The sequence below is a fragment of the Lysinibacillus sp. BSL11 genome (genome assembly GCF_052928325.1).
This window is the reverse complement of sequence record NZ_JAVGCX010000009.1, coordinates 166647-186024: the sequence shown is the minus strand read 5'-3', so window position 1 is coordinate 186024 and position 19378 is coordinate 166647. Positions and strand designations below refer to the sequence as shown.

The following is a 19378-nucleotide window of genomic DNA, read 5'->3' as shown; positions in this document are numbered from 1 at the left end:
TACAATAAACCTATTAATAAATGAAAGGATGTATAAATGTGCTATTTCCATATCGTAATGATCTTAGGAAAACGTTAATCCCTTACCTAAGCACACTTGATGAGGCATTTTGGTTTAAGACATCAGATTTTTATCCAAATAATGTAGCATGGATTATATCTCATATATCAAGTAGTGAAGACTATTGGGTGAATGAAATTGGACTTAGGAAACCTTGTATGTTAAACCTTCACGATAATTGTTCGCCTAAGGACATACTAGATTCCTATATTCAAATTAGAAATTATACGGATGACATTCTACATACATTAGACAAATCGCAGCTCAATGAATTAGTCGAGGTGCCGAAGTTTTCTGATGGTTGGACGCCACCTTCCGTCCCTACACTTAACTGGTTGTTTCATCATGTTTACTCACATGAAGCTTACCATGTTGGGCAAATCTCTGTTATCGCGCATCTTAATGGATTGCCAAAGCCTTTATTTTAATAAAGGGCAAGGCAATGAAAGGAATAGCTTTTTAAATGGAGGAACAGTAGTGGGAAAATGCGTTATTTCCGCAACTTATGGTTTGAAGATATGAAGAGAGCACATATAGCCCTATATAAAAAAGCTCTCGACATTCGGAAAACCTTATCAAATATGGATGGAGTTTGTAGTGGAGGATGCTGGTTTGGATTCAGTTAATATACTTACAGCTACATTTCCCACTAACAATAGTAAATGTAGATTGGAATTGCCCTGTCCCTAAATTCCTTAAGGATTTAATCAACCTGAATGAGTGGAATGTAGGGCACTATAAGCAGGTATCAACTAACAGCTATTTCATCCAGTCTAATTATAATGAAATAAAATTGTAAGGTCGGAAACCATTTGTGGGTTTCCGACCATTTCCTTTAATCCAGATATTCTTGAGCTAGTTGTTGATTTTTATAGATGGCCATACCCGTTTTCAATTTTCTAAAGCCCATTTTTGCATAAAACGGTTCATTCCCTGTTGTGGCGATTAACTGAATGCAGGATACCTCCCTTAACTGTGCGATCATATCCTCCAGCAGTAAACGAGCAATCCCTGTACCTTGATAAGCTTGATGCACAACCACATCGTAAATGGCGGCATTAAATACGCCATCTGACAAAGCTCTAGCAAAGCCCACTATTTTTCCATCTACCACGGCGAATACTTGATGTGTGCTTGCATCGAAAACTTGTTTGATAATCTGTTCATCATGTTTCCTCCACCCAACAGATTGATAGACTTCCTTTAATACTGGCAAATCCTTCTCTTCCATCTTGTATTGAAGTATTACCATTTTCATCCTCCCTCTTTTTGCTTTCATGAAATCTCCCTATGAAAACGATGTGTATTCTATTATACTAATAAAAAATGACTTGAGGATGGTGGGATAATTATGATGTTTGCTCCATTATTTGAACAGGACGTACCAGCACTTCTTCTTCCTTAACGGTAGAAGCGCTTTTTCTCCGTTAAGGGCATAGGTATCTATGAAAACGGAGGAAAAAACATGAGAAATCTAGTAATCGGTGCCATCTTTTTATCGCTTGCTGCGAGTATTTGGGGTGCCATGTATGTAGTCGTTAAAGTAGTGGTGGAGGTTGTGCCACCATTAGAGCTTGTTTGGATGCGCTATTTAATTGCGGTGATTGCACTCGGTATCATTGGGATCATGATGAGGCAATCCTGGAAAATAGCTAAAAAAGATTGGCTGATCATTTTTCTTGTTGGCCTTATTGGGAACACGATTTCAATTGTGACACAGGAAATGGGCACAATGCTATCCACCGCGCAGATGGGAGCAATTATTACTGCTACAACCCCTGCTTTTATGGTTGTCTTCGCCCGTTTGATTTTAAAAGAAAGTATTACGCTGAAAAAATGCTTGTCCATCGCTCTTGCCACGATTGGTGTTGGAATCATTGTAGGCAATGGTCAAATCGATGTGACACAGCAATTAGGCGGACTCTATTTACTGCTTGCTGCCTTAACGTGGGCATTGATGTCGGTATTAGTCAAAAAGATACCAAGCCATTACTCACAAATTGTTGTCACAACCTATACATCTATGATTGCCGTGATGCTGTTGACCCCTTTTGTCCTTCCAAGGCTAAAGAATTTAGATCTGGCAAGTGTTTTACAGCCGACCATTTCAGGGGGCTTGCTTTACTTAGGCATTATCTCAACAGCTGGTGGTTTTTTATTGTGGAATAAAGGGCTTCAACTAATGAATGCGTCTAGTGGCGGCTTATTTTTCTTCTTTCAACCAATTGTTGGCACATTTTTAGGCTGGCTCTTATTGGGAGAGACGATTGGGCTTTCCTTTTGGATAGGCTCCCTATTAATTTTTAGTGGCGTTTTTATTGTCATTCGAGACGAATAAATTGAAGTGCGTTTCTATGTTAGATAGAGACGCACTTTTTATGTTGGCTTAGCTTATGGTCATTGAATGACATGTTGGCACATATATTGCCAATGCCTAAAGGAGTTGATATTCTGAACATCTTTTTAGATAACTTAAAGGATTTTACTTTATTAATTTTTTTACTTGCTAGTATGATCTATTGTCGACAGCTAAAATTAACGAGGTGGCAACGAAAATTATCGATTGGTGAATGGAGCATGTATATCCTGCTCTCGATTGCCCTTCCCCTTTATGCAATTCTTTATCTTGCTTTTCTTTTAGGTGCATAGGAAAATAAGACATCATAGGCTATTTTTGGAGGGATTTCATGTTTCAAACAATCGATCATTTTTTACAGTCTTGGGCATTTGAAGCCACTGCTACGCAAAAATTACTTAATCACCTTACAGATGAATCGCTACATCAGGCAATCACTCCTGAAAACTGGACTTTAGGACGCGTTGCTTGGCACATGGTTACTGCAATTCGAATTATTACCTCGAATTCGAATTTAGCGTTTGAAGCCCCAGCAAAGGATTTTCCAGTTCCTACTTCTGCTCAGTTCATTGCAGATGGCTATCACCAAGCGAGTGAAGCCTTTGTGCAAGCGATACAATCGCAATGGACTGACAAGACAATGACTGAAACGATTGAATTTATTGGTCAACAAATGCCCAATGGTTCCCTGTTATTATTTTTACTACAGCATCAAAGTCATCATCGCGGTCAAATGACGGTTCTGATGCGTCAGGCTGGTTTAACTGTTCCAGGTATTTATGGTCCAGCGAAAGAGGAATGGGCTCAGTTTGGGTTGGAGGCTCCTCAAATGTAGCTAAGCTTGTGCCAAATTATAAAGAGGTTGTCTATTCTAAGACAACCTCTTTTATTTATTGACTATAAAGATGCTAGCCAGTTATTAGTATCAGCGATGGTTGGGTTAGCGAGGTAATGTCCGCCTTCAATTTGCAATGTTTGGCCCGTCATAAATTTTGATTCGTCAGAGGCTAAAAATACAACTGCATGGCCAATATCATCCGCTTCTCCATGATATGGTAGCGCATTAAATTTCGCATAAATTGCCAGCATTTCTTCTGGCATATTGTTTTTCGCGGCTGGTGTTAAAATAAGACCTGGTGCAACCGCATTACAACGGATATGATCCTTCCCAAATTGTGTGGCAATGTTTCTTGTCATATTCACCACACCTGCTTTTGTTGCCCCATAGGCTGTTCGGATTTGGTCACTGGCGAACGCAGCCATAGAAGCCGTATTAATAATTGAGCCCCCACCAGCTTTTTGCATATGTGGAATGGCAAAACGACTTCCTAGTAATATGGATTTTAAATTCACATTGACTAAGCGGTCCCACTCATCTAAATCAATATTTAATACATCTAAATCTTTCTTCAAGTTAGTTAGACCAACATTATTAAAGAGCACCGTTAATGAGCCGAATCGTTCTACAGTGAAGTTCACGGCCGCTTCAATGGAGGAAGCATCCCCTGCATCAAGGAAAACGGCTGCCGCCTCATACCCATCATTGACTAAAGTTGCTGCAACTTCTTTAGCACCCTCTACATTAAAATCAGCAATGACTACTTTTGCGCCCTCTTTTGCTAACAAGCTAGCTGCTGATAAACCAATACCAGATGCTCCACCTGTCACTAATGCCACTTTATTTTTTACTCGATTCATTTTCAATTCCTCCTTCAAATCACACGAAAAAGAGCAAATCAGCTCTCTTAACGTAAAATAGTTTAACATTAAACCATTTAATTTTAAACTAATATCCCTAAATGTGAACGCGTATATTTTCATCCTGAAACAAAATACTTCTATAAAGTGCTATTTAAATAAGGACGTGCAAGCAAATGCTAAAGAAAATTACTTTTTCACTATGTATTTTTTTAATTTACCAAACCATGGAACATGCAAGTGCGCAAACTAAGCCACCCACTTTTGAGGAAAAATTTGATGAAGCTGGCTATCAATCAGTAGAAGCTGCTGTGAAGGAATTTGAACAGCATTATAGTAAGGTTAAACTACCAACTGTTTTACCCCCGTTTTCCATCACACATAAGTTTGGTCGATTTTACAAAGATCATCAATATGGCATGAATGATTCACTTAACATTCTCTATGTTCATAACGAAATGAAACAGCATATTTTTAAAATGGATATTCGACCTATTCAACCAAAAGTGAGCTTTTCAGGAAAAGCATATACACTGCAAGATGGTAGTCAGGGAATTTATTTTGAGCACCTGCTTTTTAACTTCTTTGTCTTTGAAGAAAGCAATTTACAATATCTTCTCGGCATTTATAAAGATAGCACGAATCAGGTAACACCCAATCTTTTCGTACAAATAGCCAATTCGATAAAGTCAAATGAAGTCGCAACATCTATATATTTTCCTTCATCTATACAATGAATATGTTGTTATGCTATAATACTTTAGAAAACCTCAAAGGGTATCAACCAATTCTGAGCTACAGTGATGCATATCGCTGTAGTTTTTTCTATGCTATAATTTCCTTAAACTTACATTAAGAGGTGAGAATATGGAAACAAATACATATAGTTGTAAAGCCTGTGGCGGTCAATCTTTTTCTGAAGGGAAATTAGATGGCTATGCTGCTTTAAGACCCGTGAATACTATCTTTTCCTCAGGTTCACCCCTTATTTTCACTGTTTGTACGCAATGTGGAGAAATTGCCTCTATTAAAGCCACAAAACCTGAAAAGTTCAAGTAAAAAACAAGAGAGCATCATTTCAAAAAATGAAATTTGCTCTCTTGCTTTATGTTTCTTTCTTATTCTTCTTTCCCCATTGATACGGCTTTTTGGACCAATTCCACATCCAAACAAAGAAATAGATGAAGACCATTGTGATGACCATCATCGTCACATTTTCTCCCCATGCAATCGGCTCATGTTTCCTCCATTGATTCACCATTCTAACAATGAAGTACAAAAAAGGATAAATAAAATAACCTACTTGATCCCGTCGCATCTAAACACGCCTCCTCTTAGAAAAGATGATTTTCCCTACTCACCAATCATCGTCGCAAGCTTCATCATCGTTTTCCAATTGCGAACTGTAGCAGGCACCTCTAGCTTATGCAGTTGTTGACTAAGCTTGGCATTGCGAATGCTATCGTAAAATAAAAGATAGACATCTCTCCCCTTGATAATGCAGCGCTCTTTTTCATTTACATACTGTAATAACTTAGCACCGTTCTCTTCAGTTGGAACTGTTGAAAGTAGTGCAACATGGAGACTTTCCCCTGTAGCTGTTGCACTTGCATCTGCTAAGTCTTGTTCTGAGAAAGGACAATTGTTCACAATAGAGCGGAATTCTTCAGCTGTACGGATGATCACTGTACTCGTAATAGTGAAGGTAGTTTGGATGGTCTCTTGAATTTGCTGTTGCAAAAGTTCTGCTGATTCACTCGATTCAAAAAGGATATTGCCACTTTGAATATAGGTCCGAATGTTTTGGAGTCCTAGTGGTTGCAGCGCGTCTCTCAATTCAGCCATTTTTAATTTATTGTGCCCACCTACATTAATACCTCTTAAAAGTGCTACGTATTTAGTCATTCGCTTCCACCTTTCCTTTTATCTATAGTATAGCAATAATTAGGGAATAATAGGAAAAAACTGCATCCTTTCATGCAAGGTGCAGCTTGATTGGTTATACTAATTGGTGGATATCGTCTATTAAACGATCCACATTTTCTTTGGTCGTAGCCCAGCTTGTGCAAAAGCGAACAACCGTATGAGTAGCATCGTATGCTTCCCAAATGGAGAAGGAATATTTTTCTTCCAGCGTCGGAAGTAGATGGTTTGGTAAAATCGGAAATTGCTGATTCGTTTTTGAATCATAACGCATTGTGAAGCCTTTATCGAGAAATGCCTGTCGTATCAGCATTGCCATATCTACCGCATGATGCGAAATATCCATATAGAGCGTATTTTCAAATAGCGTTTCGAACTGAATGCCTAATAATCGACCTTTGGCAAGCAGCCCCCCTCTTTGCTTGATCATGTAGCGAAAATCCTTTTGATAAGCAGGATTCACGATGATGACTGCTTCGCCAAACAATGCACCCATTTTAGTGCCACCAATATAAAATACATCACAAAGCTTAGCGATGTCAGCGAGAGCTAAATCACTGTCTTGTGCCACTAGCCCATAGCCTAAACGAGCACCATCGATAAACAGCGGTAAGTCACAGTCTCGGCAAACTTCTCGTAAGGCTGTTAATTCTGCCTTACTATAGGTCGTGCCATTTTCTGTAGGATGAGATATGTACACTAAGCCTGGCTGCACCATATGCTCATGTGTGCTATCCAGCCAGTGCGCATCATAGCAGGCTTTCACCTGTGCCGCAGTTAGTTTGCCATCATCGCTAGGCAATGTCAGCACCTTATGACCCGTTGCCTCAATGGCTCCTGTTTCATGCACCGCAATATGCCCTGTACTCGCAGCAATGACGCCCTGATGAGGACGCAAAATAGACGCTATCACGGTTGTATTCGTTTGTGTACCACCAACTAAAAAGTGAATGTCTGCCTGCTCCGCTGCAATCGCCTTTTTTATATAGGCTCTTGCTTTTTCGGAATGCTCGTCCATACCATACCCTGGAGATTGTTCTTCATTTGTTGCCACTAACCGCTGCAAAATTTGTGGATGGGCACCTTCTGCATAATCATTTTCGAATCGAATCATATCTACTACTACCTCCAAATTCTCTATCTATTCCTCTATCTTACGCCTGTTGCTTCATTTTCGCTATATCTTAAAGACAGTAGTTGTTAGTTATGAGATGATGAAATTTTAAATATGTACTTCGGATGAGATCGATGCCCAGCAGATCTCATCCGCTTTGATCACGCTATAAACAATTTCCTCTTTGTTTGATTACTTTGAATCCTCTTTAGGGAGGTTCTACTACAGGGGAAGCAGGTTTCATCCTTTGTTAGATCACTTTGGATTCATTTTGGAGCAGATTCAACTTAGTTTGGATCACCTTGGACTCTCTTTGGAGCGGCTTCTCCTTAGTTTGGATCACCTTGGACTCTCTTTGGAGCGGCTTCTCCTTAGTTTGGATCACCTCAATCAATCTCTCAATAATTCAGAAGGGTCACTTTCATTCCCCGCCAGAGCCACAAGATGAGTCACTCGTAGTAGCACTAGAATCAGCACATTGTTGACTGTCTTGGGAGGAAAGATATGCATCATTTGTTGAAAATTCGTTAGTGGAATGGATATGGTGGTTGTGCTCATTCGATTTCCTGTGATTTTTATTTGCATTACTGACGATGCCTATAACAACGACAACCCCAACAAATACGATAAATATAATCATTTATTCCAGCTCCTTTCATTCATTCTATAAATTGTAACATTAAATCAACGATTGTTAGTAGAGAACTATGTAAAAGTGGCAATAGATAAAATAACACCACAATCGAAAAAGATTGTGGTGTTTACGTTATGATTGCGATTTGCGTGTGGCAGATTTTTTTGAACGATTTCCTTCGTTCGAATTTTTCTTTTGCTCTTGTGTTAAAGCATTTTCTTCGCGCACATCTAAATCATCTGGACTTAAATCTGTCGCTAATTCCGCCAACTCTGACTGACGTTTATATTGCTTGCCCTTTGTCAAAATGATCACCTCCAAGTAGTATTACATTGCCCTATTTGGTTTGATCTATTCCCGCGACGGTATGAAATGATTATTTCTAGCTAAACTAATTGCACCATCTGCTGGTTCAAAAGATGGTGATAAGCTTGTAAATCTTGCTCATATAAACGCTGATAGGTCGCTAGGCTATGCTGTTTGATATTGTCAAAGTCCTTTTCAGGAACTAAGTGATGTGTATTATTAAGCATCCATGCATTTTCCCAAGCCGTTTGCTCAAATTGAAGATTCATTTCATGTTCTTCAATCAGCATGGCTAGTAGTTGTTCCTGACGATATATTTCTTTTAAGGCATGTTGCTTTTTCATTGTAAAGATTTCTATTGTACGTGGAAGTGATGCCTGTAATGCTTCTCGATCCACTGCATGACCTAGCTCATGTAGGGTCATTGTTTTGACATAAATTTCAAGTGAAGTTGGAAGCATTAGTTCATTTCTTGCCTCTACTAATCGTTTCGCATCAAATCCTACATAATCCCCAATAAAGTTATAACTCATATTAATACCTGAATCGTCTTGTTTTATCTTAACCGTCATGTTCACAGTCTGCACGACGGATTGTATTACCTGAAATAGTTCTTTTTCTTTAAGTTGTGTCATTCTCTCTATCCTCATTTCCGCTAAAAACAAGTAGAAGCGGATTAAATATTATACTACAATTAGGAGAAATTCAACAAATTTATCCTGTGGATTGAGAGGAACTTAACAACAAAAAAGGCGCTTGTAGTTTAAAACTACAAACGCCCTGTGTGTGAAGGGTTTCGACCTATTTAAAAGTGATTAGTTATTATTGTTATTTCGACGATTTTGGTTGCCGTTGGAGTTGTTACTACGCTGTTTACTGCGTGCTTCTCCACCTTTACGTCCTATTTCTTCATAAAAATCGTCGTCGTGCTTTTCAGAGGTAGCTTCTCCGCCTTTGCGGCCAATTTCTTCATAAAATTCTTCGCCGTGGTTTTCAGCCGTAGCTTCTCCACCTTTGCGACCAATTTCTTGATAAAATTCATGTCCATGATTTTTAGACGTAGCCTCGCCGCCTTTACGTCCTATTTCTTCATAAAAATCACGGTCATGATTTCTGGAGGTAGCTTCTCCGCCTTTACGTCCCGCTTCTTCGACAGTCATGTTTTCATTGTTGTTTCTGTTGCGATTGTTTTGCTTGTTAGCCATTTCTATTCCTCCTAAATATTTTTTTGAGCTTTTTACTAGCTCGCTATTTATATTCCCAGTCAAAACACATCTAAACATATTTTTTTAAAAAATTGATTTTCTTATTGTAATAGAACACTGTTAGGAGCGGATTGTTAACAAACCCATCAATCATATACATGTACCCTTTCCAATATAATACTAATCTATAGTATGTCATCGATGATGAAAGAAGGGTGATGGAAACATGACGACGCTCACAAAGCCATCTATTGGTTTAACACAATTTACTGACTTCACAATGAAGGGAAGTGCAGCAAAAACAAAGTTTGTGAAGGATATAAAATATCAGGGAGAGTACCATCCAATAAAAGATTATTGGAAAGCCTTGCGTGATGGATTAAAAAAATACCATGAACATCGTTTTAATGATACCTATTTACTCGACCTCGTGGATAATGCCCTACCTGCACGCCAGAAAAATTACCAAGAAGCCGTTAAAGCCTATATAAAATTTGTAAAAAATAAAAACGTTCAGTGGTTTGAACCAGGTAAGGCGAATTGGTATTGCGACGATTTAATTGTGCGTTCCAATCCTGAGCTCGGTTTAATCATTGATGATGTACCCTATTTAATCAAGCTGTATTTTAAAGGAAAAAATGAGCGCATCGATAAACATAAATGTCGATCTGCCCTCACTCTTCTAAAAGACTCCCACTATGCGATTGAACATCCAGACTCTGTTAAGCATGCTATTTTAAACGTGCAAAAAGGTCGCTTGATCACAGATGATGATTCAACGGACTATCATCAAATTGCCCTCGAATCGGATGCAGCTCAATTTATGTTTATTTGGAATAGGCTCTAGCTACTTGTAAATTGGTACTTCCTTCTCTATAAAGTGACTGACAAAAATATATTCAGATATGATATTTTATATTCTAATATGATATGCTTTTATTCCATTACAAAAAGACATTCTTTATAGGATAATAAAAATAATCTAGAAACCGCAAAAAGGAAGTGCTACTATGAATGCTGATTTAGTGATGCAAGAGCTAGAGGCTCTGGGCAAGGAACGGACGAAAAAAATGTATATGTCAAATGGCGCCCATGAGCCGTTATTTGGTGTGGCAACAGGTGCCATGAAGCCTATTGCGAAGAAAATTAAAATCGATCAAACTCTAGCAGAAGAGCTTTATGCTACTGGCAACTATGATGCAATGTACTTTGCTGGCGTCATTGCAGATCCAAAAGCCATGACTGTGGAAGATTTTAATCGATGGATCGAGGCAGCTTATTTTTATATGCTGTCGGATTATGTAGTAGCGGTTACTTTAGCAGAGGCACCGATTTCTCAGGAAGTGGCGGATGCGTGGATTGCTAGTGGTGAGGAATTGAAAATGTCTGCAGGCTGGAGCTGCTATTGCTGGCTATTAGGGAATCGCAAGGATAGCGAATTTTCCGAGAGCAAGCTAGCTCATATGCTGGAAATCGTGAAAAATACCATTCACGATGCACCTGAACGCACAAAATCGGCCATGAATAATTTTTTGTACACAGTGGCTATTTCCTATGTGCCGCTCCACGAACAAGCAGTAGCAACCGCACAGGCGATTGGTCCTGTAGAGATGAAGCGAGACAACAAAAAAAGCACGCAGCTAAATGCTTATGAAACAATTCAAAAGGAAATAGAGCGAGGCAGAATTGGCTTTAAACGTAAATATGTGAGATGTTAATCATCGCATTTTAAAGGCATCTATCCCATAAGGATGGATGTCTTTTTAAATGAAAAATCAATGAATGATAATATTTTTTTATTGAAAAACGATAAATTTTATTTTAAAATCAATATATCATTACCAGTGAGGTGTTTTGTATGAAACATAAAAAGGGGTCAACCATTTTCCTAAAGAGTGTGATTATGCTGCTAGGTATCCCTGTATTAGCTTTAGGGCTATTTTGGTTACCTGGGATAGCCAGTAGAGATGCAGCGGCACATCCCGAATCCTCCTATTTGTCTTATCTTTTTTTACTCTATGTGTATGTACTATGTATTCCCTATTACACAGCGTTGCATCAGACCTATCGCCTCTTAACGAACATCGACCAGCATAAAGCTTTCTCCAAATCATCTGTACGGGCTTTGAGAACGGTCAAAAATTGTGCTCTCACGATTGTAGCCGGCCTTGTGCTAGGTATTGCAACAATTATGATGATGTTTACTGGCAAGGAAGATATTACAGGAATTATTACGCTGACATTCATAAGCATCTTTGTAACCAGTACGATTGCAACCTTTGCAGCCGTTCTGCATCGACTACTCCAAAAAGCCATTGATCTCCAAAACGAAAATCAATTAACCATATAACAAAATGGCACTAACCATTCTTGACTGGTAGTGCCTTTTCATGTTTCGAAAGTATTTAAAACTAATTTCCTATAAAAACATATCAAAATTCTCTTTTCGATAGTATAATAATTACATATTTTGAGAATTGGAGGATTTATATGAAGAAATTGGTTTTACTGATGGCGATGCTTACATTATTTTTCACCACAGCCTCTATTGCGAGCGCACATCCAGGGCGTTTAGATAGCAATGGCGGTCACAACTGTTCTGACAAATCAAAGGCTAAAGGGCTTTGTTCTGGCTATCATTATCATAATGGCAATGGTGGCAATGATGCAGGGTCTTCTTCAGGCGGTCAAAGTTATTCTACGCCAGCCCCTAAAGCAACGGTAGCACCTGTATTAACGAAGGTTGCTGTCTATTTAAATGACGTGAAGCAAAATTATACGCCTAGCGCTTATATGAAAAATGGCACAACCTTAGTGCCAATGAAGGCAATCTTTGAATCTCTTGGGGCAACGGTTAGCTATGATAATGCAACGAAAAAAGTAACGGCAACAAAGGACAGTAAAAAAATTGTGATTGGTGTGGGGAATAAAACGGCTTATGTTGATACAAATGGTTCTGCATCAACAATCACACTCAGCCATCCTGCTGAAATATATCAAGGTACAACAATGGTGCCTTTACGCTTTGTCAGTCAAGCACTTGGCGCAAATGTAACATTTGATGAGGCAGCACTGGTTGTTTATATCTCAACTAAATAATGGACAAGTCTTAAGCAGTATGCTCCTACAAGGTGCTGCTTTTTTATTGTTTCCTAAAGTTAAAATCATACTTCTTGTTGATTTTACCAGCAATCGTTTCTAGAAATAAAGCCACTGTCATATTCTCGACTTCATTTGTATACCATGCTAGCTTTGCACCATAGTTCTTTTTATTATAATTCACTTCTAATGGCCAGAAATTTTTTGTTTTATACGTATAATCAAATTTTACATAGAGTTGCTTACCATCGGGACATTCCATCACCACCTGGTATAATGGATTTTTTCTTTCTTGTTCAAATTTTACTTTTCTTATTTTGGTTAACATCAAAACCCCTCCTCTCTTCTACTACATTCGACAAAATTTTGAAAAAACCTTTATTTAATGAAAAAGGATAAAGCTCGTGATGACTAGGAGCTTTATCCTGCACAATTAGTTGGCTATAAATTTGTCGTAATAGCGTTTCAGCATGGTCGCCATTTGCTCTCTTGTTAAGGCGCCTGCTGGATTCATGTTCTTACTTCCGTCGCCTCGGATAATGCCTTGGCTAATAGCCCACTCCCAAGCCTCTTTATGGGCTGCCCCCACTTCTCTGCTTGTTTGTAAACTAGCTTTTTCAGCTAGTAAGCTTTTCAACGTCTCTATTTCTTGTTTTAGCTCATTATATTGTGACACTGTTAATCCCTCCTCAAGCCCATTTTTAATATCTTGCTGGAACTGTGCTTCTGTAATCCCCATACTTTTTAAATAGTCAAAAGGATCTTTGTGCGTAGTGCCTCCTAGATTTTCCGCAATCCATCGATGTGACTTAATGCCGTTGCCGCTACCATCTAAAACAGTTGGAACACCTGCCTCTATAGCAAGCTTACGTAACAGCCAAATATAAGCTGCATAGTCCTTTTTAAATTGTTCCTTGTCAGCAGTCCGTGCCAGTTCCACCTGGGCATAGCTATACGGATTTCCCTTTGGTCCACAGCCATATTGCACGCGATTGACTGGGGCTACTTGCACGATTCTTCCACCACCACCTACCCAGTGAGAAACAAAGGCATTGGCTTTATTTCGATTCATATAGGCGATTTCGTTTTCCAATGCATTTGGACCTGTATTGCTGCCATTACCTGATTCATGCGCCACAATGTATTTGACTGCCGTTAGCGTCAGATTCGGTAGCCCTGACATCATCTGTTTTTCAATAACATAACTCATATTGCACCATCCTTTCCTATTATTTTTTAGCGACTGACGCTATGTTATTTTTGTCTTTTTGTGTTTTTTTAGGGTAAGCAACAGATAATTAGAGGTTCCTTTTGAGGCTTATTAGCTTCTTTTCGCGCTCAAGGCTACTGCGATCGTTTCACCTCTCTTTCCTCGAAGCTATGAAGTGTGAATATCACAAGGACATCCACTTACTATTAGTAAATGCTCGCACAAAAGTGTTTTCTAGTTAGTTGTGCTCTTTTACTATTTTTTCATTATGATTTTATAACCGCTTTCCTCGATTCCAAGCATTGACAAAGTATTATTTCCTGTAGTATTTTAGATCTTCTAAAATATTGAAAGCGAGGAAAGAAAGTGTGCAGGCAATAGAGATTATTCGTCAATTACCAAGCTTAAACGGCTTTACACAGCTGGTGAAAATTAACAAAGGCTATTCACCTGATAGCAAATATCTGGTAACAGTTGGTGAAACACGCTATTTGGTGTGCTTGTCAGATCTAGCACATCATGACAAACGTGCAGTAGAGTTTTCCTTGCTCCAAGAGTTAGCAAAGCAGGGCGTAAGAACACATAAAGCCGTTGACTATAACTTGTTTCAGGAATACAACGTATCCACAATGGTCGTTAGCTTTTTAGAAGAAACACCAGCAGATGAAATTATTCAGGAACTTTCTGACTCTGAGCAATTCCACCTTGGTCTTGCGGCAGGGAAAGAATTGAAAAAAATACATCAAGTGAGTCCTCCGCAAATAATTCATTGGGAGACAACACAGCTCAAAAAGTTTTCTAGCTATTTGAAGGCATACCAACAAGATGCCTATCAACTTCCACAAGAAGCTAAACTATTGCGCTTTATTGAAACGCACTTACCACTGTTAAAGCAACGCCCCATCACCCTGCTTCATGATGATTTTCATCTCGGTCACATTATTTGTAAAGGACATACTTACAATGGGGTGATAGATTTTAATGGCTATGATGTGGGTGATCCTTATCATGACTTTTATAATCTTGCCTTGTTTAGTAGACGACAAAGTATCCCCTATTGTATTGGGCAGATTGATGGCTATTTTTCATCTGCACCAGACGATATGTTTTGGCGGTTATATGCTCTCTATGCAGCCATGACTGTCTTTTCAACCATTGCTTGGACTCGTCACTATGACCCACGCTCCTTTGACGATGCGTTGGAAATAATTTACATGATTTTACAGGACCATGATGACTTTTCATCGATTAAACCTTTATGGTATGTGGAGAATTTATTCACTCCGTAAGAGGGCTAATATTTTTTGTCGTTCTGCTGCAAAATCAATTGTTGACTGAGATTTTGGTTCCTGATCGCCACGCTGCTGAAACCACTGCGGAATGATTTCCTGTCGTCTGGCTTTAGAATGTGATAACACTTGCTGCTTGCGGGCTTGAAAACGCTGCTGGTCGATAGCAATATCAGCAAGACTCTTTATGTTCTGATGGCACCAATTTTGTAAGATGCTTTCTACATACCGCCAGCGTAAAACATTATGCTCCACCGCTAGCTTCATCGCATAGATGACCATGTCCTCTGAAAAAATAGTGAGCCAATGACGAATTTTACTAGCAATATAGGCTGTTTGTTTGCCAAAGCCTTGTTGCACATAAAAGTGGTAGGCAGTGTTAGTAGACTCCTTATCATCTTTATCTTTTAGTAATTGATTATTTAGTAAATTATTATTTAGTAGTGTGGGCTTTTCCGTCGATGGTACGACCGTTGACGAATTTCCCGTTGACGGTATAGCAGCACGTTTTGATGCTTCATAGACGAAAAATTCTACCCTACCGAACTTGCCGTCTTTTCCTCGTTCCTGTACTTTTTGAAGATAGCCCGCCTCTATGAGTTCATCCAAAATTTTGGCTGTCGCTTCCCGCCCACATTTACTACGTATTGCTAAATCTGCAAGACTAAATGACCAATCATCTGGCAAAGACAGCATATAGGCAAGCAGACCCTTTGCTTTCCAGCTTAATTGCTCATCATTTAAAAATCCTTTATCCAAAACCACAAAATTCTCCTTTTTGGCTACTCGATAAATCATTACGCTCCCTCTTTCCATCTAATGTCCTTTCTAACTATATAAAGAAAATTTTTAAAAATGGGACATAAAAAAAAAGAACATGCCATGAAGCATGCCCTTTTAAGCAGATGAAATGAATTTTTTAGCGAATTCCTATTAAGACAAAGGCATTCCAATTCATGCTATAGAACGTTTTGATGACTTTGCCTACTTCAAGATTTAGATGGAAATATAATCATGATCTGTAAGGGTAATGAAAGCAGCAGAAACAAACAATTGCTTCTGCTTTTTTATTCATAAAGCTCTTTATAGACGATGACTTTTAAAGCGGCAATCTCTTCATCGGATAATTTGCCTTCCACCATTTGCAGAGCTTCTTCCTGCGTCATCGAGCCGTCCTGCAATTTAACACGCATGTCGTTCAAATCGGTAATGCCCACTTTTTGAATTAGGACTTTCGTTGCCTCTTCTTTTGTCGTAAACGGTAATGTACTGCTATCGACCGTTTTCGCCTCTTCCATATAGGCTTTTAATTGTGGGTCATTTTCAATGGTACTTTTGATGTTTTCCTTTTGTCCGCTATTTTCTAATTCTGTCGACAAGGTATCTACAATTTTTTCAGAGGCGAATTTTGTGCCGAAATGTAGCACACCATACCCCACTACACCAACGAATATAGCAATTACCACTAGAAATTTAATCAATCTCAACTACGCTCACTCCTTTATACACGTTCATCATACTATATGAAGCGGGTGTTGAGAAACAATTCTCCCTAGAAATTATGTAAAAAAACCCCATCTATGAAGATGAGGCTTATTTAACGTATTTCAAATACTTCCGCACAAATTCTACAATGTAGAGAACTTCCTCTTCTGTCATCGTTAGCAGCTTGCAAACACGCTGTAGTCTAGCAGGTAATGCTAATTGCTGACGCACCCGATTAATATACATATATTTACATTTTCGCGGATTTACTTTGTCTCGTATTTGCTTATATCGTAGATAAGCATAGCGGGCAAAAGCGTTGAGCATCTCCCGCTCCTGCTCATCACGCTCCCTTTTTTTAGCAGCCTCATCAATGATGTCCGTGTCAAATATCTGTGTACCATCTGTTAATTGCATAGTACCACCTCTCTATTGCAAATGTACTCCTCTCTATTAAATGCAACAAAAAAAGCCACACCTAGGGTAGATGTGACATTTTTTATGATTTTTATATGTAATGATTGATGGATAGAATTCTAAATGTGACGGATAGAATTCTATTTTTGACGGATACAATGTCTAATCTGACGGATACAACGCTTATTTTGATGGATAGGGTCGCTTAGATTGGATTGCTCATTCAAATCAATGGTTTAATACAATGCTTATTCTGATTGTTGGCTACTCTCTGTACCCCATATGAGAATGGAGCATATCACACCTAGAATGGACAAGATGGTGCCAATGCCTATATACTTCATTTTCAGCCCCCTTCGTTTATTATACGGCTAACCGCTCTTTTTCGTTTCAATAAACCCCTATTTACCTATACAAAATTTTTCCTTTTCCAGTAAAATAACTATAAAGAGGGAGGCTATGCAAATGAAAGACAAAATAAGTGCATTAACGAAAATGACCTTAGATGATTTAGTACATAATAGATATGAGAAACTTCAACAAGAGAAGATATTAACAGAGGATACTGCTATTTTTCTGCAGGAGATTTTCGCCTTGCAAGGTACCTTAACATGGCCGCTGGATGAAGCTTCCGTTGCTATTGATGTGTATGAAATGGATGACCAAAGTTGCTTTACAACAGAAATCCGCTATTTATGGTTTGATGATGAAGAAAGTGCTGTGGTTCTTTTTTGCAAGGCCTATACAAATGCAGATCAAACGGAAATCACTGCTTTTATGATTGATACGGTTGATGCCTAGTATAGTATCCGCACCAAACGTTCATAGTAAGTATGGTGTGAAACTCACGCCGAATCATACGACGGAGGGATCAATTTATGAATGGAATTCGTGAAGGTTTAATCCCCACTATACTTGGGTCAGCTGTTACGGCGGCAGGCTATGCAATGAAGCAAAAACATGGCTCTAACAAAATGGTGGCCAATACGATTTTTGGCTTTGGCTTAGCACACATTGTGTTAGGTGCGATTGACCTGGTAGAGCATCGTCGTTAACGAGAGAAGGGCACGCAATGTGCTCTTCTTTTTTTGTATTTTTTTCTATTAAATGCTAACATTGTCATAAAAGCTTAAGGAGTACAGTGATGGCGACAATAGAAGATTTTACAGCACTTGATATACGAATTGGCACGGTTTTAGAGGCGGAGGAACTGCCAAAGGCTCGGGTTCCTGCGATTAAAATGAAAATTGATTTTGGTGAAGAGCTGGGCATTAAACAGTCTTCTGCACAAATTACGAAGCGTTATACACCCGAAGTCATTATTGGGAAGCAAGTAGTGGCGATTGTTAATTTCCCACCACGTCGCGTTGCGGGTTTTAAGTCAGAGGTATTAGTGATTGGTGGTGTACCTGTGGAGGGAGATGTAATCCTGTTAACGCCTGATCAGCAGCTGCCCAATGGAACGAAAATACAGTAAAAGCCTCTCGCATTATGCAAGAGGCTTCTTTTTCTGAAGTGGTATCCAGATTTCACTTGTAAAAGTTGGTGAGGAAAAATCCGTGCTTGTATGACGCACGATTTCTGGACCAGCAACCTGTTCATAGCCAGATGATGGGAACCACTCCGCATAAATGCGCCCCCATGTTTCCTGCAGTGTTTGTGGGAATGGTCCAACTGCTTCAAAGACAGCCCATGTACAAGCGGGTACATCCAACTGTGAAAAATAGTGAGACGTTTCGGTTGTGGCTACGCCGATATAATGATCAAGTTCGCCCTTTTCCTCCATTCTGCTCTCGGAAAAGTTAGTGGAGGCTTGGATAATTCCAATTGGTTCTACATTCGATAGCTTTTTTAGGTGCCCAATATCCTCCATTGTTAATGAACGTGCCATTTCAGTTATCGCTTGATTTTCTCCTTGAAAAACGATGGGTACTCTTTTCATGAGACCAACGATGTGAAACGCTTCTTTTTGTTCGAGTCGGTAATTCATTTCACAACCTCCTTGTATGGTAAGTTGGAAGGTCATTCGTGGAAACGCTTTTAGGTGCTGACCATTTTGCCTCGCCTCCGATGGTGTGATGCCATGCATTTGCTGAAAGGCTCTTGTAAATGCATCTGCAGAGCGATAGCCATAACGAATCGCGATATCGAGAATTCTCATCGATGAATCTGATAATTCCAGTGCGGCAAGCGTTAGACGCCTACGACGAATATACTCAGACAGCGAGATGCCTGCCAGAAAGGAAAACATACGTTTAAAATGATATTCCGAGCAATAAGCTAATCTCGCAGCTTCTTGCACATCAATTTCCTCTGTTAGATTGGCCTCGATATACGCAATCGCCTCATTCAACCTTGTTAAAGAATCCACTTCTATCACCTTCCTTATCATTACTTTAGCAGGAATAGTAGCCCTCCATCCGACAATTGGTGCCCCATTTAGTCGCCTTTCAAAAAATAATCTATCGAACAGGCAGATAACTAGCTTTTAAAGCTACTTTCACATACATATAATAGTGTAAAGCTAATTTTAGCCTTACACCTCCTGACTTGATACTTAGGGTCACTGCTAGCACAGTGGC

General features: G+C 39.1%; 27 protein-coding genes. 13 read left to right on the top strand and 14 right to left on the bottom strand.

Translation table 11 applies throughout. The annotated features are described in order from the left end of the window. Window positions 1-38 precede the first annotated feature (38 nt). Window positions 39-488 (top strand): DinB family protein, encoded by a 450-nt coding sequence (locus RCJ95_RS12980; protein WP_320939763.1) that lies wholly within the window; start codon window positions 39-41, stop codon window positions 486-488. A gap of 407 nt (window positions 489-895) precedes the next feature. Here the strand turns inward: RCJ95_RS12980 and RCJ95_RS12975 are convergent, their stop codons facing one another. After that, window positions 896-1312 (bottom strand): GNAT family N-acetyltransferase, encoded by a 417-nt coding sequence (locus RCJ95_RS12975; RefSeq protein ID WP_221683046.1) that lies wholly within the window; start codon window positions 1310-1312, stop codon window positions 896-898. A gap of 213 nt (window positions 1313-1525) precedes the next feature. Between RCJ95_RS12975 and RCJ95_RS12970 the strand changes: the two genes are divergently transcribed. Both RCJ95_RS12970 and RCJ95_RS12965 read left to right on the top strand, forming a co-directional pair. Continuing rightward, on the top strand, window positions 1526-2398 hold the full coding sequence (locus RCJ95_RS12970; RefSeq protein ID WP_257522013.1) for a DMT family transporter: 873 nt from the start codon (window positions 1526-1528) through the stop codon (window positions 2396-2398). Window positions 2399-2747: 349 nt separating this feature from the next. After that, window positions 2748-3251, top strand: coding sequence for a DinB family protein (locus tag RCJ95_RS12965; RefSeq protein WP_446722392.1), 504 nt, complete (start codon window positions 2748-2750; stop codon window positions 3249-3251). Between the two features lie 62 nt (window positions 3252-3313). Here RCJ95_RS12965 and RCJ95_RS12960 read toward each other — a convergent pair whose 3' ends face one another. Further along, window positions 3314-4114: an SDR family NAD(P)-dependent oxidoreductase gene (locus RCJ95_RS12960; RefSeq protein ID WP_369354746.1), complete on the bottom strand. Its 801-nt coding sequence runs from the start codon at window positions 4112-4114 to the stop codon at window positions 3314-3316. A 176-nt stretch (window positions 4115-4290) separates the two neighbouring features. Between RCJ95_RS12960 and RCJ95_RS12955 the strand changes: the two genes are divergently transcribed. Continuing rightward, window positions 4291-4851, top strand: coding sequence for a carbon monoxide dehydrogenase (locus tag RCJ95_RS12955; RefSeq protein ID WP_369579257.1), 561 nt, complete (start codon window positions 4291-4293; stop codon window positions 4849-4851). A 130-nt stretch (window positions 4852-4981) separates the two neighbouring features. Continuing rightward, on the top strand, window positions 4982-5173 hold the full coding sequence (locus RCJ95_RS12950; RefSeq protein WP_115673749.1) for a hypothetical protein: 192 nt from the start codon (window positions 4982-4984) through the stop codon (window positions 5171-5173). Window positions 5174-5219: 46 nt separating this feature from the next. Here the strand turns inward: RCJ95_RS12950 and RCJ95_RS12945 are convergent, their stop codons facing one another. The 6 genes from RCJ95_RS12945 to RCJ95_RS12920 all read right to left on the bottom strand — a co-directional run bounded on the left by RCJ95_RS12945 (window position 5220) and on the right by RCJ95_RS12920 (window position 9296). Further along, window positions 5220-5432 carry a hypothetical protein gene (locus RCJ95_RS12945; protein WP_369579258.1) on the bottom strand — a complete coding sequence of 71 codons (213 nt, stop codon included), beginning with the start codon at window positions 5430-5432 and terminating at the stop codon, window positions 5220-5222. A 35-nt stretch (window positions 5433-5467) separates the two neighbouring features. Next, window positions 5468-6019: a DUF1697 domain-containing protein gene (locus RCJ95_RS12940; RefSeq protein ID WP_369579259.1), complete on the bottom strand. Its 552-nt coding sequence runs from the start codon at window positions 6017-6019 to the stop codon at window positions 5468-5470. Between the two features lie 94 nt (window positions 6020-6113). Beyond that, the gene (locus tag RCJ95_RS12935; RefSeq protein WP_446722391.1) at window positions 6114-7151 is read right to left on the bottom strand and encodes a threonine aldolase family protein; all 1038 of its coding nucleotides are present in this window, start codon (window positions 7149-7151) and stop codon (window positions 6114-6116) included. A gap of 766 nt (window positions 7152-7917) precedes the next feature. Continuing rightward, the gene (locus tag RCJ95_RS12930) at window positions 7918-8100 is read right to left on the bottom strand and encodes a hypothetical protein (RefSeq protein WP_243456430.1); all 183 of its coding nucleotides are present in this window, start codon (window positions 8098-8100) and stop codon (window positions 7918-7920) included. A gap of 71 nt (window positions 8101-8171) precedes the next feature. Beyond that, on the bottom strand, window positions 8172-8726 hold the full coding sequence (locus RCJ95_RS12925; RefSeq protein WP_221683053.1) for an integrase: 555 nt from the start codon (window positions 8724-8726) through the stop codon (window positions 8172-8174). Window positions 8727-8906: 180 nt separating this feature from the next. Further along, on the bottom strand, window positions 8907-9296 hold the full coding sequence (locus tag RCJ95_RS12920) for a KGG domain-containing protein (RefSeq protein WP_066038479.1): 390 nt from the start codon (window positions 9294-9296) through the stop codon (window positions 8907-8909). A 226-nt stretch (window positions 9297-9522) separates the two neighbouring features. Between RCJ95_RS12920 and RCJ95_RS12915 the strand changes: the two genes are divergently transcribed. The 4 genes from RCJ95_RS12915 (at window position 9523) to RCJ95_RS12900 (ending at window position 12395) form a co-directional block, all read left to right on the top strand. Continuing rightward, on the top strand, window positions 9523-10143 hold the full coding sequence (locus tag RCJ95_RS12915) for a hypothetical protein (RefSeq protein ID WP_221683054.1): 621 nt from the start codon (window positions 9523-9525) through the stop codon (window positions 10141-10143). Between the two features lie 163 nt (window positions 10144-10306). Continuing rightward, window positions 10307-11014 (top strand): DNA alkylation repair protein, encoded by a 708-nt coding sequence (locus tag RCJ95_RS12910; protein WP_446722390.1) that lies wholly within the window; start codon window positions 10307-10309, stop codon window positions 11012-11014. 140 nt (window positions 11015-11154) lie between these two features. Then, entirely contained in the window at window positions 11155-11646 is a 492-nt protein-coding gene (locus RCJ95_RS12905) for a DUF2975 domain-containing protein (RefSeq protein WP_312128793.1), read from the top strand. Between the two features lie 140 nt (window positions 11647-11786). After that, window positions 11787-12395 carry a copper amine oxidase N-terminal domain-containing protein gene (locus RCJ95_RS12900; protein WP_112117947.1) on the top strand — a complete coding sequence of 203 codons (609 nt, stop codon included), beginning with the start codon at window positions 11787-11789 and terminating at the stop codon, window positions 12393-12395. Between the two features lie 43 nt (window positions 12396-12438). Here RCJ95_RS12900 and RCJ95_RS12895 read toward each other — a convergent pair whose 3' ends face one another. Both RCJ95_RS12895 and RCJ95_RS12890 read right to left on the bottom strand, forming a co-directional pair. Beyond that, window positions 12439-12723 carry a hypothetical protein gene (locus RCJ95_RS12895; RefSeq protein WP_004228621.1) on the bottom strand — a complete coding sequence of 95 codons (285 nt, stop codon included), beginning with the start codon at window positions 12721-12723 and terminating at the stop codon, window positions 12439-12441. 105 nt (window positions 12724-12828) lie between these two features. Further along, window positions 12829-13605 (bottom strand): N-acetylmuramoyl-L-alanine amidase, encoded by a 777-nt coding sequence (locus RCJ95_RS12890; RefSeq protein ID WP_221683058.1) that lies wholly within the window; start codon window positions 13603-13605, stop codon window positions 12829-12831. A 368-nt stretch (window positions 13606-13973) separates the two neighbouring features. On the opposite strand from RCJ95_RS12890, the gene RCJ95_RS12885 reads away from it, so the two are divergent. Beyond that, entirely contained in the window at window positions 13974-14894 is a 921-nt protein-coding gene (locus RCJ95_RS12885; RefSeq protein WP_446722389.1) for an aminoglycoside phosphotransferase family protein, read from the top strand. On the opposite strand, the gene RCJ95_RS12880 is transcribed toward RCJ95_RS12885, so the two are convergent. The 3 genes from RCJ95_RS12880 to RCJ95_RS12870 all read right to left on the bottom strand — a co-directional run bounded on the left by RCJ95_RS12880 (window position 14880) and on the right by RCJ95_RS12870 (window position 16796). After that, window positions 14880-15692: a DnaD domain protein gene (locus RCJ95_RS12880; protein ID WP_446722388.1), complete on the bottom strand. Its 813-nt coding sequence runs from the start codon at window positions 15690-15692 to the stop codon at window positions 14880-14882. The two genes, RCJ95_RS12885 and RCJ95_RS12880, sit on opposite strands and share 15 nt — an antisense overlap. A 269-nt stretch (window positions 15693-15961) precedes the next feature. Next, window positions 15962-16381, bottom strand: a complete 420-nt coding sequence (locus RCJ95_RS12875; protein WP_221683061.1) for a hypothetical protein — start codon at window positions 16379-16381, stop codon at window positions 15962-15964. Window positions 16382-16487: 106 nt separating this feature from the next. Beyond that, window positions 16488-16796, bottom strand: a complete 309-nt coding sequence (locus tag RCJ95_RS12870; RefSeq protein WP_446722387.1) for a hypothetical protein — start codon at window positions 16794-16796, stop codon at window positions 16488-16490. Window positions 16797-17255: 459 nt separating this feature from the next. Here RCJ95_RS12870 and RCJ95_RS12865 point away from each other — a divergent pair, with 459 nt between their 5' ends. The 3 genes from RCJ95_RS12865 to csaA all read left to right on the top strand — a co-directional run bounded on the left by RCJ95_RS12865 (window position 17256) and on the right by csaA (window position 18273). After that, on the top strand, window positions 17256-17597 hold the full coding sequence (locus tag RCJ95_RS12865) for a DUF7668 domain-containing protein (protein WP_446722386.1): 342 nt from the start codon (window positions 17256-17258) through the stop codon (window positions 17595-17597). Window positions 17598-17674: 77 nt separating this feature from the next. Next, a complete protein-coding gene (locus RCJ95_RS12860; RefSeq protein ID WP_004228639.1) occupies window positions 17675-17851 on the top strand; it encodes a hypothetical protein in 177 nt (58 codons plus the stop codon). Between the two features lie 89 nt (window positions 17852-17940). Continuing rightward, complete coding sequence (gene csaA / locus RCJ95_RS12855; protein ID WP_257961168.1) at window positions 17941-18273, top strand: chaperone CsaA; 333 nt, start codon at window positions 17941-17943, stop codon at window positions 18271-18273. A 12-nt stretch (window positions 18274-18285) separates the two neighbouring features. Here the strand turns inward: csaA and RCJ95_RS12850 are convergent, their stop codons facing one another. Continuing rightward, window positions 18286-19167, bottom strand: coding sequence for an AraC family transcriptional regulator (locus RCJ95_RS12850; RefSeq protein WP_446722385.1), 882 nt, complete (start codon window positions 19165-19167; stop codon window positions 18286-18288). Between the last annotated feature and the right edge of the window lie 211 nt (window positions 19168-19378).

Coding starts and splice junctions, on each gene's coding strand:
- RCJ95_RS12975 (WP_221683046.1), bottom strand. CDS start 1,312: ATGGTAATACTTCAATACAAGATGGAAGAGAAGGATTTGCCAGTATTA.
- RCJ95_RS12970 (WP_257522013.1), top strand. CDS start 1,526: ATGAGAAATCTAGTAATCGGTGCCATCTTTTTATCGCTTGCTGCGAGT.
- RCJ95_RS12965 (WP_446722392.1), top strand. CDS start 2,748: ATGTTTCAAACAATCGATCATTTTTTACAGTCTTGGGCATTTGAAGCC.
- RCJ95_RS12960 (WP_369354746.1), bottom strand. CDS start 4,114: ATGAATCGAGTAAAAAATAAAGTGGCATTAGTGACAGGTGGAGCATCT.
- RCJ95_RS12955 (WP_369579257.1), top strand. CDS start 4,291: ATGCTAAAGAAAATTACTTTTTCACTATGTATTTTTTTAATTTACCAA.
- RCJ95_RS12950 (WP_115673749.1), top strand. CDS start 4,982: ATGGAAACAAATACATATAGTTGTAAAGCCTGTGGCGGTCAATCTTTT.
- RCJ95_RS12945 (WP_369579258.1), bottom strand. CDS start 5,432: ATGCGACGGGATCAAGTAGGTTATTTTATTTATCCTTTTTTGTACTTC.
- RCJ95_RS12940 (WP_369579259.1), bottom strand. CDS start 6,019: ATGACTAAATACGTAGCACTTTTAAGAGGTATTAATGTAGGTGGGCAC.
- RCJ95_RS12935 (WP_446722391.1), bottom strand. CDS start 7,151: ATGATTCGATTCGAAAATGATTATGCAGAAGGTGCCCATCCACAAATT.
- RCJ95_RS12925 (WP_221683053.1), bottom strand. CDS start 8,726: ATGACACAACTTAAAGAAAAAGAACTATTTCAGGTAATACAATCCGTC.
- RCJ95_RS12920 (WP_066038479.1), bottom strand. CDS start 9,296: ATGGCTAACAAGCAAAACAATCGCAACAGAAACAACAATGAAAACATG.
- RCJ95_RS12915 (WP_221683054.1), top strand. CDS start 9,523: ATGACGACGCTCACAAAGCCATCTATTGGTTTAACACAATTTACTGAC.
- RCJ95_RS12910 (WP_446722390.1), top strand. CDS start 10,307: ATGAATGCTGATTTAGTGATGCAAGAGCTAGAGGCTCTGGGCAAGGAA.
- RCJ95_RS12905 (WP_312128793.1), top strand. CDS start 11,155: ATGAAACATAAAAAGGGGTCAACCATTTTCCTAAAGAGTGTGATTATG.
- RCJ95_RS12900 (WP_112117947.1), top strand. CDS start 11,787: ATGAAGAAATTGGTTTTACTGATGGCGATGCTTACATTATTTTTCACC.
- RCJ95_RS12895 (WP_004228621.1), bottom strand. CDS start 12,723: ATGTTAACCAAAATAAGAAAAGTAAAATTTGAACAAGAAAGAAAAAAT.
- RCJ95_RS12890 (WP_221683058.1), bottom strand. CDS start 13,605: ATGAGTTATGTTATTGAAAAACAGATGATGTCAGGGCTACCGAATCTG.
- RCJ95_RS12880 (WP_446722388.1), bottom strand. CDS start 15,692: ATGATTTATCGAGTAGCCAAAAAGGAGAATTTTGTGGTTTTGGATAAA.
- RCJ95_RS12870 (WP_446722387.1), bottom strand. CDS start 16,796: ATGCAATTAACAGATGGTACACAGATATTTGACACGGACATCATTGAT.
- RCJ95_RS12865 (WP_446722386.1), top strand. CDS start 17,256: ATGCAAATGAAAGACAAAATAAGTGCATTAACGAAAATGACCTTAGAT.
- RCJ95_RS12860 (WP_004228639.1), top strand. CDS start 17,675: ATGAATGGAATTCGTGAAGGTTTAATCCCCACTATACTTGGGTCAGCT.
- csaA (WP_257961168.1), top strand. CDS start 17,941: ATGGCGACAATAGAAGATTTTACAGCACTTGATATACGAATTGGCACG.